Here is a 15,388-nt window from a genome sequence, read left to right on the forward strand (position 1 = left end):
GGGTTGAGCAGCGGGTGGCTCAGCCTTCGGCCAGCACCGTGGCGGTGGCGATCCCGCCGTCGTGGCTCATGGAGACGTGCCAGCGCTTGACGCCCTTGGCCTCGGCCACCGCGAGGACGGTGCCCTTGACCTGGATCGTGGGGCCGTGCTGGTCCAGGCCGATCCAGCAGTCCTGCCAGTTCATGCCGGCCGGCGCGCCGAGGACCTTGGCCACGGCCTCCTTGGCGGCGAACCTCGCAGCCAGCGAGCGGGTGTTCAGTTCGCGCTCCGCGGGCACGAACAGCCGGACCCGGAGCCCCGGGGTGCGCTCAAGCTGGCGGCCGAACCGCTCGATGTCTACAACGTCTACGCCAATGCCAACAATCATGGCGCTATTCTACGGGGACGCTCATGACCTGCTGCACACAGCGCGCTGTGCGTCAGTCAACAAAAGCCCCGAGCCTAGGGCTCGGGGCTTCCGTTTCGCTGGCAGCTGACCGGCGCAGGGCAGGTCAGGCCGCGGTTATTCTACGGTGACGCTCTTGGCCAGGTTGCGCGGCTGGTCCACGTCGTAGCCCTTGGCCGAGGCGAGTGCCAGGGCGAAGATCTGCAGCGGGACCGTGCTGAGTAGCGGGGCCAGCAGGGTGTCGGTCTCGGGGATGTAGAAGACGTGCTCGGCGTAGGCCTTCACGGCCTCATCGCCCTCTTCGGCGATCACGATGGTCTTGGCGCCGCGGGCCCGGACCTCCTGGATGTTCGAGACCACCTTGGCGTGCAGGGAGTCGCGGCCGCGCGGAGACGGAACCACCACAAACACGGGCTGGCCTTCCTCGATCAGCGCGATGGGGCCGTGCTTGAGCTCACCGGCGGCGAAGCCTTCGGCGTGGATGTAGGCGAGCTCCTTGAGCTTCAGCGCACCTTCCATGGCCACCGGGAAGCCGACGTGGCGGCCCAGGAACAGCACGGACTTCGCATCCTTCATGGACTTGCCGAGGTCCTTGATCTCGCCCTCGTGGTCCAGGATCGTCTGGATCTTGGCGGGGATCTTGTTCAGGTCCGCCAGGATGTCCTTGATCTCGCCCTGGAACTTGTTCCCGCGCAGCTGCGCCAGGTACAGGCCCAGGAGGTACGCAGCGGTGATCTGCGCCAGGAACGCCTTAGTGGAAGCAACCGCGATCTCCGGGCCCGCGTGGGTGTAGAGAACGGCGTCAGATTCCCGCGGGATGGTAGAGCCGTTGGTGTTGCAGATGGAGACAGTCTTGGCGCCCTGTTCCTTGGCGTAGCGGACCGCCATCAGCGTGTCCATGGTCTCCCCGGACTGGGAGATCGAAACGATCAGGGTGTTCGCGTCCACGATCGGGTCGCGGTAACGGAACTCGTGGGAGAGCTCCACCTCGGTGGCGATCCGGCACCAGCGCTCAATGGCATACTTGGCCACCTGCCCGGCGTACGCGGACGTGCCGCAGGCCAGGACAATGATCTTGTCAACGTGCTTGAGCAGTTCCGGGTCGATCCGCAGCTCATCGAGGGTCAGCTTCCCGTCGATGTCCGAGCGGCCCAGCAGGGTCTGCAGCACGGCGTTGGGCTGGTCATGGATTTCCTTCTCCATGAAGGACGGGAACCCGCCCTTTTCCGCGGATTCCGGATCCCAGTCCACCTTGTATTCCTTGCCCTCGGCCGGGGCACCGAAGAAGTCGGTGATTTCCACCGTGTCGGCGGTGATGGTGACGATCTGGTCCTGGCCCAGCTCTACGGCACGGCGGGTGTAGTCAATGAACCCGGAAACATCCGAGCCCAGGAAGTTCTCGCCCTCGCCCAGGCCAACCACCAACGGCGAGTTGCGGCGGGCCGCCACCACAACGTCCGGCTGGTCAGCGTGAACGGCGAGGAGGGTGAACGCACCCTCAAGGCGCTGGCAGGCGAGCTGCATCGCGGCGGTCAGGCCGCCGTCGGACGCCCCACCATCGAGCTGGGTGCGGAAGATATCGCCCAGCAGCACGGCCGCGACCTCGGTGTCCGTCTCGGACTCGAACGCGTAGCCCTTGTTCACCAGCTCCAGCTTGAGCTCGGCGAAGTTTTCGATGATGCCGTTGTGGATCACGGCCAGCTTGCCGCCGTCGGCCAGGTGCGGGTGCGCGTTCTGATCCGTGGGGCCGCCGTGCGTGGCCCAGCGGGTGTGCCCGATACCGGTGGACGTCTCCGGCAGCGGGTGTTCCTCCAGCTCGGCGAGGAGGTTGCTCAGCTTGCCGGACTTCTTCCGGGACTCGATGGACCCCTCGGAGACCACCGCCACCCCCGCAGAGTCGTAACCCCGGTACTCCAGGCGGCGCAATCCCTCAAGGACCACATCCAACGCACTGTGACCGACATTCACACGGCCAGCAGAATGGCCCACATATCCCACGATTCCACACATGCGCACCAGCTTATCGGCAGCCGGGTTGAGATCTAAACTTACGGTGCTCCATTTCGCTCTCAGCCGCGTGAGGGGCAGAATCTCTAAAGTGACTTTGCAACGCAATGAAGCGAACGGTGAGGGTGTCTCCCCGTTCGTTGAGCTGGACCGCCAGACCTGGTCCCGGCTCGGCGCCCAGATGGAGCAGCCCCTTAACGAAGAGGACATTGTCCGCCTGCGTGGCCTCGGCGATCCCCTGGACATGAAGGAGATCCGCGAGGTCTACCTGCCCCTGTCCCGGCTGTTGCACCTGTACGTGGAGGCCGCGGGCCAGCTTCATTCTGCCACCACCACCTTCCTGGGCGAGAAGACCCAGCGCACTCCGTTTGTCATCGGCGTGGCCGGCTCGGTGGCCGTGGGCAAGTCCACCATCGCCCGCGTGCTCCGGGAAATGCTGCGGCGCTGGCCCGGTACGCCCAACGTTGAGCTGATCACCACGGACGGCTTCCTCTACCCCTTGGCCGAGCTCAAGCGGCGCCAGCTGCTTGAACGCAAGGGCTTCCCCGAGTCCTACGACCGCCGCGCGCTGCTACGTTTTGTGAGCGAGATCAAGGGCGGCGCGGAGGAAGTCCGGGCACCCTGGTACTCGCACGTTACGTATGACATCGTGCCGGAGAAGGAAGTGGTGGTCCGTCGCCCGGACGTGCTGATTGTGGAGGGCCTGAACGTGCTGGCCCCGGCCCGTCCGCGCCACGACGGCAAGCAGGGGCTGGCGCTGAGCGATTTCTTCGATTTTTCCATCTATGTGGACGCCAAGACCTCCTTCATCGAGGAGTGGTACGTGGAGCGGTTCCGGAAGCTCCAGAGCACCGCGTTCGCGCAGCCGGAGTCCTACTTCCACCGCTACGCCTCGCTGTCCCCCACCGAGGCGGAGAGCACTGCCCGGGACATCTGGAAACGCATCAACGAGCCCAACCTGGAGGAGAACGTCCTTCCCACCCGGGGCCGGGCACAGCTGGTCCTGTCCAAGGACGCGGACCACTCCATCCGCCGCATGCTCCTGCGGAAGGTTTAACCCACATGTGCCACAACTGCGTGGCAGGCGGCCCCGCGGGGGCCAGCCGCCGCTCCTTCGCCCGCTTCCTCGCGGCCGGAGCCGGACTGACGGTCTTGGCAGCGTGCACGCCGGAGGCACCGGCGGAAGTGACGCCGTCGTCGTCCTCTGCTGCCCCGGCAGTGACCTCCGCGTCCCCCTCCGCAGTGGCCGCCCCGTCAGTGGAAAGCACGACGGCGGCAGTTGAGCCGCCGCCGCAGGCTCCCGTAGCGCCGTCGGCAGCGCTGCCCCGCCAGTTCCCCCTGACCGATCCGGCCAGCCCGTGGCTTGTGGTCAACAAGCACCGTCCACTGGCGCCGGCGGACTACGTACCGGCAGATCTGGTCCAGCCCAACATCCCGCTGGCCGTTTCGGGCGAGGCGTCCCTGCTGAACAGCACGACGGCGGCGGCCGCGGAAGCGATGTTCGCTGCGGCCGCGGCGGACGGCGTGAGCATGACGCTGGCGAGCGGTTACCGTTCGTATGGGACGCAGGTGGCTACGTACAACGGCTATGTGGCAGCGCGTGGCCAGGCTGATGCGGACACCGCCAGCGCCCGGCCCGGCTACTCAGAGCACCAGACCGGCTGGTCGTTCGACATCGGCGACGGCGGCGGTGCATGCGGCTTCCAGCCCTGCTTCGCCGATCAGCCGGCGGCGGTATGGGCAAAAGCGAACGGCCACCGCTTCGGATTTGTGGTGCGGTACCCGTGGATGTTCCACCCGATCACCGGCTACTACTACGAGCCGTGGCACCTGCGGTACATCGGTGTGGAGGCTGCCACCGACATGGCGACCCGGGGCATCAGCACCGTGGAAGAGTACTTCGGTGTGGAAGCGGCTCCCGGTTACCCTTGAACACCGTGCCGATGTGTTGCAGGGGCGTCATCCCCTGTCAACGGCGATGCGCTAGCTTGGTACTCATGCTGACAGGATTCAAGAATTTCATTATGAAGGGCAATGTCGTTGACCTTGCCGTAGCCGTTGTGATGGGTGCCGCATTCAGCTCCGTCGTGACCTCTATCGTCCAGGGCCTGCTGACGCCCCTGATCGGACGTCTATTCAGTGCCAAGGGCGTTGAAGAGATGCAGTGGGAGGGATTCATGTATGGGTCCGTCATCTCCTCCATCATTTCTTTCGTGCTGGTGGCCGCCTCCATCTACTTCGTGGTGGTACTTCCCATGAACCACATGATCGAGCTCCGTAACCGCAGGCTGGGAATCAACAAGGACGTCAAGGAAGAGGCTGCGGAAGACCCGCAGATCGCCCTGCTCACCGAAATCCGCGACTCGCTGCAGCAGCGCACCCCGTAACTTCACCGCAACTAAGTGTGGCCCGCTTCCTGATGGAGGCGGGCCACACTTGTTTGCGTCTTGGATCAGATACGCGGCAGTTAGTCAGTGACCAGCTCGAGCGCGAGTTCGGTGCGGACCACGTTGACAAGGCGCTCGGCGATGGCTTCAGCCGTCGCTTCATCGGCCGCTTCCACCATGACGCGCACTACAGGCTCAGTTCCAGACGGACGGAGCAGGACACGTCCGGTATCGCCCAGTTCGGCCTCGGCCACGGCCACAGCCGCTGCCAGAACCTCGGAGCTGTGTACGCGGCTGCGGTCAACTCCCCTGACGTTGATAAGTACCTGCGGGAGCTTGGTCATCACGGTGGCGAGCTCCTTCAGCGTTTTGCCCGTCAGTGCGATCTGCGCCGCCAGCTGCAGGCCGGTGAGGACGCCGTCGCCGGTGGTGGCGTAGTCAGCGAAGATCACGTGGCCGGACTGTTCGCCGCCGAGGTTGAATCCGCCGTCGCGCATGCCCTCCAGGACGTAACGGTCCCCCACTGCTGTTTCGCGGACGCTGATGCCCGCTTCACGGAGCGCGATCTTGAGGCCGAGGTTGCTCATGACGGTGGCCACAAGGACGTCATCGGTCAGCTTGCCGGACGCCTTCAGGGCCACAGCCAGGATCGCCATGATCTGGTCGCCGTCCACTTCGGTGCCTTCGTGGTCCACGGCGAGGCAGCGGTCAGCGTCGCCGTCGTGGGCGATGCCCAGATCCGCTCCGTGCTTGACCACGGCGGCCTGAAGGGGGCCGAGGTGGGTGGAGCCCACGCCGTCGTTGATGTTGTGGCCGTCCGGATCGGCGCCGATGACGATGACGTCAGCGCCGGCGTCCTTGAAGACCTGGGGTGAGCAGCCGCTGGCCGCGCCGTGGGCGCAGTCCAGGACAACCTTCAGTCCGTCGAGGCGGTGCGGGAGCGTCTGCAGGAGGTGGACGATGTAGCGGTCCTCGGCGTCGGAGAAGCGCTGGATCCTGCCCACGTCGCTGCCGACCGGCCGCACGGGCTCCTTGCTCATCTGTTCCTCGATGGCGTTCTCGACGTCGTCGGGGAGCTTCTGGCCGCCGCGGGCGAAGAACTTGATCCCGTTGTCCGGTGCCGGATTGTGGGATGCCGAGATCATCACGCCGAAGTCGGCGTCGAGGTCGGCGACGAGGTAGGCCGCGGCCGGGGTCGGGAGGACTCCGGCGTCGTAGACGTCTATACCGGAGCTGGAGAGGCCGGCCTCGACGGCGGCGGCGATGAATTCCCCGCTGGCGCGGGGGTCGCGCGCCACCACGGCGCGGGGCCTGGTGCCGTTCGTATTGCGGTCATGACCGAGCACGACGGCGGCCGCCTGGGCCAGGTTCATCGCCAGCTCGGCAGTCAACAGGCCGTTAGCCAGGCCTCGGACACCATCTGTTCCAAATAATCTAGACATCGTGGACAAGTCTAGAGGATGGGGCGAAACGCACCGCTTTGCGGGGCCGCACTCAAAATTGCTCCGGCCGCCGTCCGCCCGTGATCCCTCCGGATTCTGCAAAAGGCAGGTTATGCTCGCTGCAGCAATCTGGACCGACGGCAGGGGACGTAGGCATGCTAGCACCTCGCATTCAACTGAATAGCCTCACGGGCCTTCGTTTCTTCGCAGCAATAGCGGTTGTCCTCTATCACGTCCATCTGTATTTCCCCGCGTTATCCGACAGCCTTGCCATATTCGGTTACGGCTACACGGGTGTCAGCTTCTTCTTCATCCTGTCCGGATTCGTTCTGGCGTGGTCGCACCGTCCGAACGTCCGACCCGGGCGGTTCTATTGGCATCGGGTCGCCCGGATCTGGCCTCTTCACGTTTTGACCATGATTCTGTCCATTTGGATTCCGATGTTGAGTGCCTCGTCATCGGCAAGTTGGTTCGCGGCGCCGTTCGTCTTGACCCTCACTCAAGCCTGGATTCCGGCAAGTGGCTTCCTTAGCGCATTCAATGGAGTTTCATGGTCGTTATCGTGCGAGGCATTCTTCTATTTGCTATTCCCACTACTTTTCAGGCAGCTGAGCCGTCGCGGACGAATGGCCGGGCTTGCCGGGATTGCCGGAACAGTCTTTGTAGTCATGATCCTTATTGGCATCGGACTTTCCGCGTACACGTCGATTCCGCTGGCGAATTACTTGTTGGGAACCATGCCGCTTTACCGAATGGGAGAGTTCGTCCTTGGTATATGCCTCGCGATAATGATGAAACGGGGCTGGCGCCCGTCCCTTCACCTAGTCCACGCAGCCGGGCTGACAGCGCTCCTTGCAATGGGCTTATTCGTGGCGTCACTGATCTTGAGCGGGATTCCTGGGTCCGTGCCAGTGATCTTCGCCAACGCGACCATGATCCCCGGCTTCGTCGCACTAATCTCTGCGGCTGCAAGCCGTGACCTATCCGGGAATAGCACCGTGCTCGGTTCAAAGACTTTGGTCCGACTGGGCCAGTGGTCGTTCGCGCTATACCTCGTTCACGAGCTGGTGATCCGCCTGGCCAGACCTTTCCTGGCTGAGATGTCCGTAGAGGCAACCGTCGGTACCGCAATCCTTGCCGTCACTGCTTCGATCGCGTCATCCGGACTTCTCCACGAGTTCGTTGAGAAACCCGCTGAGCGATGGTTGCGCCCTCTGGCTACTCGAAACAAATCGTCCGCTGGAGTCCTCCAAGACCAGCCGCCCTCCAGAGAATAGGCAGTCCGGCGATTCCCTGAGACCACCCGGCGCAATACCAGCCCAGGCTGGTGCCACTTACACGCCGTTGGCCTGGGGTGTTTCTGGTGGCTGAGGTTCTTCCGGCTCAAGGGGGAGACCTGCCTGGATACGCCTACGGTCTTGCCTCCAAGATTCCTGCAGTCTCAACAATCGTCTTCCTCCGCCTCCGATAATGAAGACAGCTGCCGTGATCATGAGCAAAGCCACAAGGCCAATGGCCCAATAGGTTCCGGGATCGTCTGCGTTGGGCCTGAAGATCACAAGGACAAGGATCGATAGGAGCATGAGGATATTGCCGGAGTGAAACGGCCCGAACATAGCGAAGAATGCATCACGCGTGGCACTGCTTGATCGGCACCTCATACATGTTCCCATCCTGTTCCTGAGACTCCTAGCGGACCTGGCAACGCGGAAGCCCGGATATTCCTTGGCGAGCCATTCCCCGAATTTCTTATTGACACCATCGAGACCTCCTGCGCCCTGCGAAATCATCGCGTCCACAGCGTGAGTCTGCATTTCACCGACCTGGCCGTTCCCGAAGCCCCCTACATTGAACCTCAAACCCGTTTGGATCAGCTCGCAGCTGGTCCGGGGGAATCCCGTTTGAGGAATTTAAGCGGGAAACTCTCTCGCTTTCGCTGGCATGGAACCTGTGAATCTCATCGATAAATGGCGGGATTTTCGCGGCGCTAAATGGCGCCCCGGATGCCCGTAAGCCAAACCTTCGGTGGGACGTTCGCTTTATTTGACTATCAGCCTGCTTCCTAGAGTTCGTCGGTCGCTGTTTCGTGCTTGGTGAATTCCTTTGGGTCTGTGCCGGCTCGTCAGGCCCACTTGCCGAGCAGTTCCTTATTGGCCTCCCGCAGGGCCTCGAACCCTGCCTCGGGGAAGCCTTCGCGGCGCCGCCACCAGGCGTCCGGCGTTCGAGAGATCACCATCCGCTTGCCAGCACCGAAGGGAAGTATGTGCCAAGCGTCTTTGGGTTGCAGGTCAGCGTGCTCTGGTCCGAGGACTTGCAATGCGAAAATCCCTGGAGCTGTCGTCTTTACGAGGGAGTGGTCGGATTCGCACTCCCGATCCGAGGGGCCGGGGATTCCCCACTGGATCATGACGCTGCGGGCTGTTACCGCCCCGAAGGTATCAACAACAACAGCCGCGTAGTCGTACAGCGGTGCGAGGTCCTGAAGTAGGGCTGTCAGGGCATTTATGCCCTCGGGAGCCCCGTCCTTGTATTCGGTGCCGGGCACGATCCACCCCTCACGGGTGAACTCGACGTACCAGTCGCCGTGGGGTGTGGGGAACAGGAGCCTCGCCACCCCGATGTCTGCGCAGCAGCGTGTCAGTACAGCCGCGACCTGGTTCGGCTCGCACCTGGACATGGTGAGAGGGAGACCCGCGTGGATGGGCCCTTTGGTGTTGTCCGCGGCCCACCGGGCCAGACGAAACACCAGGTCCTGGAAAGCGGACGATTCGACTGCCCAGCACGATTGGTTGTCCTTCACATCCCGGAAGGCCAGCGGCGCCCCGTCCCTGTCGATGGCGGCGTCCACCGAGCAGATGGCCGCGTTATAGGCGTACCGTCCCATCCGTGGCCGTGGACCGAGACGGTCGGCGCAGGCCGTGATGGTGCCGGTGAAGCCAAGGGGTTGAATCGCCTCGGCGATGCTCTCCGCGATCTGCACGGCGTGGCTGGGGCCGCTCACCGGGAAGACGTAAATGGCTATTCCTTGGCTGACCTCGACGGCATGGAAACGCTGGTGGGGTGCATAAGTCACTGTTATCCCCTCAATAGCCTCGTCGACGTCAGCGACCGATGGCTGTTCAGAGTCCGGGGCAGGGATGCAGAGGAACCCTTGCGTGAAGGTCGCAAAGGTACTGACCCTACGGATCTTGGCGGCCTCAATGGTGACTCCACCAACCATCACCAGCTTGCTTGGTGCATTCATGAAGTGATCCAAGCGTGATTACGTGGCAATGGCAAGGGTGTTCGCCCCGAACAACGGGGTCGTTTGATTCTGGGAAGGGTCGAAGAAATGCGTGTAGAGCGATGCATACCAGCGGGTTACCTGGGTCCCCCTCTGGCCTGGCCGGAGGCCCAACCGCTGCTTCCGAAGACCCATGTCATTCCGCCTCAGGAAGGTTCCCGTAGGACCCTCCCGAGAAACTGCCGGTGAAGGTGCGACAAACGGACGCCGACGCGCCTCTTAGCTGCCTGATGACTTGAAAAACAGAAGCTTTTCAAGACAGCACTTTGAGCTTGGGGAGGGGTTAGTTGTGAATCGCAGCTGTATTTGACGTTGTTCTGTCGGCGGTAAATGGCGGGTGTACGTTGGGGGGAAACCGTCCAGGGGACAACCTTGCGTGAGCGTTTCGGGCCCCGCGCCGGCGGTGGCGCCTGGTCATGGGATTTCGCGACCTTGACGAGTACGAGGCATGACGGGCAGCGTGACTAGGTCAGTCATGCCGGCCAGTCTCGCGTCGATTCCTGTCGTGCCAGATCCGGGTAGAGAGGCAGAACACCGTGAAGGTCAGGGCCGCCAGAACCAACGTCAGCCAGTGCATGACTGGGTTGAGTGGGCCCACGCCATGCAGGAAGCTCGACAGCACGGACCAGCCTGCTATCCCGGAAACTGCCATGACGACAAGGAACAACCAAGATGGCGAGTTCAAAATCGTGTCCCAATATGCCCGAAGCATATGGCTCCTCACATCGAGAATCTACAATTCGACTTGACGGGCTGATTTCGCTGGAGTGACGGATTTGATTCCGGGTAAGCGCCCGTTGGCGAGGGTTGAGTTCACGGTGAAGCGACGGCGTTACTTGTCTTAGAAACGTCTTCTCGCTGAATGGTTCATATCGTCCAGGCCAAGCGCCCTTGTTTCCGGAAGCGGGAACTGAACATGTCCGTCTGAGTCCTATTCGTTGGCGTGCGACGGCCAGATCGTCCGGGTCGTGGCCGACAGGTGTAGTTCCATACTTCCCTTTGCCCGACGGCGGCAGCTACGCTCACGATGAGACGAACTTGGGGGAAGCTAGCGACATGGGCGGCGACGGAACCACCAAGTGACGAGCAGCAGGGCCACGTGGCGGGCCGTGTACTCCATGTTCGGACCCTACGCAATCGCCAACGTCTTCATGGTCGTGGCCGGCGTCCTTGCCATCGTGTTTCAGCCCAAATATGGCGATCCGGATAGCCTATGGCCAGCAGTCGCGATGGCCGTCGTCATGTTCGTGGCATGCATCTTCCTGGTGAAAGGATCGCTCCGGTTGAGGCAGGTCGGCAAATCGGCGAGAGAGGACCGTCGGCGTATCGCAGCGGGCTTCCACTGGACCCCGAAGACCACGAAGACAGGGACAGATAAGCCAGTCGCTTCGGAGGAGCAAGAGTGCAACTTGGCGTGGTCCTGATGATCATCGGTCTGGGTTGGTTTGTTTTTAGCAAGCGCACTGCGCGGCGCCAGGCAGTCATCATCGAGGGCATGCTCAGGCTTCGGGCTCCGTTGGGCGGCGAGCAGGTCCGCGGATTGCAGATCGTAGGACTCTTGTTCTGTTCTCTGCTCTTCTTGGCGGGCCTTGCGATAGTGCTTTTGAACGCTTTCCTGGGGTAGCAGCCGGTGCCAACTCAGAGGCCAATCGGAATGTGGCACTGTGGCCTGATGAACAGGACTTATCGGGGCATTGTGCCCTTCCCGGCATGACCGGCCTTGGGGGACGCCGGCATCGACAGCGTGTTTGAACGCCCAGGGCCACGGCCGGTTCCATGGCTGGGGGTATCTATCGCAAGCTCTCACGTTGATCCGTTTGGGGAACTTCGATCGGGACGCTCGTCGGCTTCGTTGTGGGTTGCCGGCACGCCGTGACTACGTGGCATAGACCAACGATTCCGGCAGTATCCCCAGCTTTACAGCCTCCTCGGGTTCTCCCACCGATACTGCGCCCTCGGCAGAGACGAGCTCCTCTTTGTTGTGGACCGACACTTGAAACGCCTCGGCCGGAGCTTCGACCCGGATGACTTCACTGATGCCCAGGCCATTGCCGCAGTAGAACGGATCACCCGCGGCAACCTACGGCTCCTCGAACGGCAATTTCCCAGACCACCCGCGTCCTCAAAATCAACCAACTCCAAACCATCACCGATGACGTCGTCGAAGCAGCAGCAAGCATTCTCGTCATCGGGAACTAGCGACAGAGCGAAAATAGAACACCGCCACCTAGCGCCACACTCCACACATGGAACCTACAGGTCGATGATCTTGGCCTCAGGACGGCAATCTGCCTAGATTCAGGCCGGCCACATACACAAGATCCAATCCACGGGGTAGTCGAGATGCTTGAGACGAGCTACCTTTCGAACATCTCGAGTCCGTCACGATTTTCGGTCTGTTCCTCAGAGACGGAGGCCGGTCTGAAAACGTCGTGGACACTTTCCATATCGGATGCGGCACGCCATCAGGGCGCGGACGGAGACGGACTAAAGGTATTGGTCGAGTCGGGCCACAGTGTCACATGCAAGTTTTGGTCTAATTCCGAAGGTTCGCCCGTGACATTGATACATCTGATTCGCATGGATGAACAAGACCTGTATTGGCGAAACTCCCGGCTGCTCTACGTGTGCGCACTCCGTCACTACCTGCCCTCCGGCCAGAGCGTTCACGTCAACTACTTGGAATAACTGGGCAGTACCTGTCTTTGCCGAAAAGCCTCGCCCCCGGCCTTTCGGCACGCCTACGATTCCATGCATGACACCTAGCTATGGGGGCTTGGCGCTCGAAATTGTAGTACCGGTTTTCAATGAGGAAGCCGTACTCGAAAACAGCATCTCAAGGCTCGCCGAATACCTGACGCACGAAATGCCTTCGACGTGGAAAATAACCATTGCCGACAACGCAAGCACCGATCGGACACCGGTGATTGCGGCTCGACTCAGCGAGCAACTGCAGAATGTTGAATATCGCCGTCTTGAGGTTAAGGGGCGCGGGTTCGCGCTCCGGGATGCATGGGGCGCCTCCGAGGCAAGAGTCCTGGCCTACCTTGACGTGGACCTCTCCACCGACTTAGCCGCACTCCCGCCGTTGGTCGCCCCTCTTCTTTCAGGGCACTCCGATATTTCCATCGGCACGCGTCTTGGCCAGAGTTCGCGGGTGAGCCGAGGGCCGAAGCGGGAATTCATTTCGCGGTCCTACAATTTCCTGCTTCGGCGGACAATGCAGGTACGTTTTTCCGATGCCCAATGTGGATTCAAAGCAATACGGGCAGATGTCGCTCAGCTTTTGCTCCCGTATGTAGAAGACAACGGATGGTTCTTCGACACTGAATTGCTGATCATCGCCGAACGTTCCGGGCTGCGTATTCACGAGATCCCCGTTGATTGGGTGGATGATCCGGACAGCCGCGTTGACATCAAGCAAACCGCCCTTGACGATATTCGAGGCATGATTCGCGTGGCCGGTTCGCTGGTCAAGGGCTCCATTCCTGTCCAGGCAATCTATGCAGAGCTCGGACGACGCCCGATAGTTCCCCCAGGCCGCCCCAGCTTCTTCGGACAGGTGCTGCGCTTTGGCCTTGTTGGGATGGTTTCGACGCTAGCTTTTGCGCTGTTGTATCTGGTTCTTCAGGGACCGTTCGGCGCCCAGGAGGCGAACTTCTTGGCACTGCTGCTGACGGCCGTCGGCAATACAGCTGCCAACCGAAGGTTCACCTTCGGTATCACTGGGCCAATGAAATTGTTTACCCAACAGTTCCAAGGGCTCATCGTCTTTCTGCTTGCGTGGGCAATCACTTCGTCGTCGCTACTTGTCCTGCATTCGGTTAATCTAGACGCCGGGCCAAGTGCCGAGCTGCTGACGCTGACGGCTGCCAATGTATTAGCAACGCTAATGAGATTTGTGCTGCTCCGGATCTGGGTTTTCCGGGTCCGCCGCAGTGACGAACGCTCCGCCCTACTCGCGCTTCGGCCTGCTGGACAGTCCGTCCGTTGAGTGTCTCCGAGGTGAGTCGGGTTGCGGCCCGGCGGAGTGGTCGCGCCGTCAACACGACTATTCCGTGGGAGAGGATTGGGCTGGCTGCCCTCTTAGTGGGCACGGCGGCATCGTTCCTTTGGGGTCTGGACCGCAACGGCTGGGCAAACCCCTACTACTCCGCAGCCGCACAGGCCGGCTCCCAGGACTGGAAAGCCTTCTTCTTCGGTTCCCTTGACGCCGGCAACCTCATCACCATCGACAAGCCGCCGCTCAGCATCTGGATCATGTCGCTCTCCGTTCGGCTCTTCGGACTCAATTCCTGGGCCCTGCTGGTCCCCCAGGCCCTTATGGGCGTCGCTACAACATGGCTGATCTACAAAATCATCCGCCGCAGCCACCCCGCCGGGCCCGCACTGCTCGGCGGCCTGATCTATGCCACAACCCCCGTCGTCGTACTCATGTCGCGCTACAATAACCCCGAACCCCTCATGGGCCTCCTCACCGTCGCCGCCGTCTACTTCGTCATCCGAGCAATCGACGACAACCGCTGGGTCTGGTACCTGCTCGCCGGAACGGCACTCGGACTCGGATTCATGGCCAAACAAATCCAGGCCTTCCTCCCAATCCCGGCCCTCATACTCGCCGTCCTGCTCTTCGGCGCCGGCACACTGGGATCCCGGATCCTCCGCCTCGTGGCATCCCTAGGAGCCCTCGTAATCAGCGGAGGCTGGTGGCTGGCCATCGTCGACCTCACCCCGGCCGCCAACCGACCATACGTCGGCGGATCCACAACCAACAGCATGCTAGAACTCACACTCGACTACAACGGCCTAGCACGGTTCATCAGGATTCCTATGAGTACCAGCGGAACAGCCGCCAGGCCCGGCACAGGCAGTGAGGCACCATACGACGGCGGCTTGTCCCGACTCTTTAACGGAAATTTTGCACCCGAGGCAACTTGGCTGCTTTTCACGGCGGGGGCAATCGTTCTGCTCCTGGCCGTCTTGCCGTATCTGTTGGACAAGTCCGCTGCTGCCCGAGCTATCGGCCTCGTAGCGGGCACATGGTTCGCGTCGACCTACCTGTTACTCAGTTTCATGGGAACAATGATCCACACGTACTACGTATACTCCTTAGCTCCGCCCATCGCGGTAACGGTCCCTATCGGTCTAGCCGTCCTGTGGAAGGCACGAAACCGCCTTCCGGTCCGCCTGATTGGTGCCGCCATAATCGGAGGATCTGCGTATTTGGGAATGCGAATCTTGCACTACAGCGACGAATATCCCTGGTGGCTCGCTACGGGCGTACTGCTTGCCGGGATCGTGGCAGCGATCGGTTGGACTTTCGAATTGCGCCCACTTGCTACCCGGGTCATGTGGTCCGTGCTTGTTATCAGTCTGGTCGGTGGTCCTGTGGCGACGAATTTGCATACTCTGTTCAGCCCGCAACAGGGTACAAATCCCATTTCCGGACCCCTCTCCAACGATCCTCGCGCAATTTCCCGTCATCTTGAGGAGATACGCAAGGGAAACCCCGCTTGGGCACAGCAAATTGCATACGGGGCCGTCCCCGACTCAGACGTTCTCGCGATGATGGCGGACACGGCTACTGAGGCGACTTGGATAGCTGCCACGTACTCGGCGCAAAATGCGGCCCAGTATCAGTTGGCTTCCGGCCGTCCCGTGCTGGCCATCGGCGGTTGGTTAGGAACGGATCCCGCACCAACGCTGGAACAGTTTGTTTCGCTGGTGGCCGAAGGGCGCATTTCTTACTTCATTTGGCAGCAGGATCTATTGGACCTCGACCAGCTAGGGCCCGAAACGGTTGCCATTTCGCGGTGGGTGGACGACAACTTTTCTTCAAGGACGACCAATGGGGTGCGAGTCTATGATCTTCGTGGGTGAAAGT

11 protein-coding genes and 1 pseudogene are annotated in these 15,388 nt (G+C 61.6%); 8 read left to right on the forward strand and 4 right to left on the reverse strand.

Annotation, left to right across the window (positions count from 1 at the left end):
• Positions 1-19 precede the first annotated feature (19 nt).
• Positions 20-367: a holo-ACP synthase gene (locus tag ACZY0Q_RS06450; protein WP_463915336.1), complete on the reverse strand. Its 348-nt coding sequence runs from the start codon at positions 365-367 to the stop codon at positions 20-22.
• A gap of 135 nt (positions 368-502) precedes the next feature.
• Positions 503-2,395, reverse strand: coding sequence for a glutamine--fructose-6-phosphate transaminase (isomerizing) (gene glmS / locus ACZY0Q_RS06455; protein ID WP_463915337.1), 1,893 nt, complete (start codon positions 2,393-2,395; stop codon positions 503-505).
• Between the two features lie 88 nt (positions 2,396-2,483).
• On the opposite strand from glmS, the gene coaA reads away from it, so the two are divergent.
• From coaA to mscL, 3 genes are all read left to right on the forward strand, one after another.
• A complete protein-coding gene (gene coaA, locus ACZY0Q_RS06460; RefSeq protein WP_463915338.1) occupies positions 2,484-3,449 on the forward strand; it encodes a type I pantothenate kinase in 966 nt (321 codons plus the stop codon).
• A 5-nt stretch (positions 3,450-3,454) separates the two neighbouring features.
• Entirely contained in the window at positions 3,455-4,324 is an 870-nt protein-coding gene (locus ACZY0Q_RS06465) for a M15 family metallopeptidase (protein WP_463915339.1), read from the forward strand.
• Positions 4,325-4,389: 65 nt separating this feature from the next.
• Positions 4,390-4,779 carry a large conductance mechanosensitive channel protein MscL gene (gene mscL / locus ACZY0Q_RS06470; protein WP_463915340.1) on the forward strand — a complete coding sequence of 130 codons (390 nt, stop codon included), beginning with the start codon at positions 4,390-4,392 and terminating at the stop codon, positions 4,777-4,779.
• An 80-nt stretch (positions 4,780-4,859) separates the two neighbouring features.
• On the opposite strand, the gene glmM is transcribed toward mscL, so the two are convergent.
• Positions 4,860-6,221, reverse strand: a complete 1,362-nt coding sequence (gene glmM / locus ACZY0Q_RS06475) for a phosphoglucosamine mutase (RefSeq protein ID WP_463915341.1) — start codon at positions 6,219-6,221, stop codon at positions 4,860-4,862.
• A 155-nt stretch (positions 6,222-6,376) separates the two neighbouring features.
• Here glmM and ACZY0Q_RS06480 point away from each other — a divergent pair, with 155 nt between their 5' ends.
• A complete protein-coding gene (locus ACZY0Q_RS06480; RefSeq protein WP_463915342.1) occupies positions 6,377-7,498 on the forward strand; it encodes an acyltransferase family protein in 1,122 nt (373 codons plus the stop codon).
• Positions 7,499-8,343: 845 nt separating this feature from the next.
• Here ACZY0Q_RS06480 and ACZY0Q_RS06485 read toward each other — a convergent pair.
• Entirely contained in the window at positions 8,344-9,465 is a 1,122-nt protein-coding gene (locus tag ACZY0Q_RS06485) for a hypothetical protein (protein WP_463915343.1), read from the reverse strand.
• 1,118 nt (positions 9,466-10,583) lie between these two features.
• Here ACZY0Q_RS06485 and ACZY0Q_RS06490 point away from each other — a divergent pair.
• The 4 genes and pseudogenes from ACZY0Q_RS06490 (at position 10,584) to ACZY0Q_RS06505 (ending at position 15,384) form a co-directional block, all read left to right on the forward strand.
• On the forward strand, positions 10,584-10,928 hold the full coding sequence (locus ACZY0Q_RS06490) for a hypothetical protein (protein ID WP_463915344.1): 345 nt from the start codon (positions 10,584-10,586) through the stop codon (positions 10,926-10,928).
• 458 nt (positions 10,929-11,386) lie between these two features.
• A pseudogene (locus ACZY0Q_RS06495) lies at positions 11,387-11,703 on the forward strand (TniB family NTP-binding protein); the annotation flags it as partial.
• A gap of 556 nt (positions 11,704-12,259) precedes the next feature.
• Positions 12,260-13,498 carry a bifunctional glycosyltransferase family 2/GtrA family protein gene (locus tag ACZY0Q_RS06500; protein WP_463915345.1) on the forward strand — a complete coding sequence of 413 codons (1,239 nt, stop codon included), beginning with the start codon at positions 12,260-12,262 and terminating at the stop codon, positions 13,496-13,498.
• Entirely contained in the window at positions 13,495-15,384 is a 1,890-nt protein-coding gene (locus ACZY0Q_RS06505; protein WP_463915346.1) for an ArnT family glycosyltransferase, read from the forward strand. Before ACZY0Q_RS06500 ends, ACZY0Q_RS06505 begins: the two co-directional genes overlap by 4 nt.
• The last annotated feature ends 4 nt before the right edge of the window (positions 15,385-15,388 follow it).

It is taken from the genome of Pseudarthrobacter lactosi (assembly GCF_055412785.1).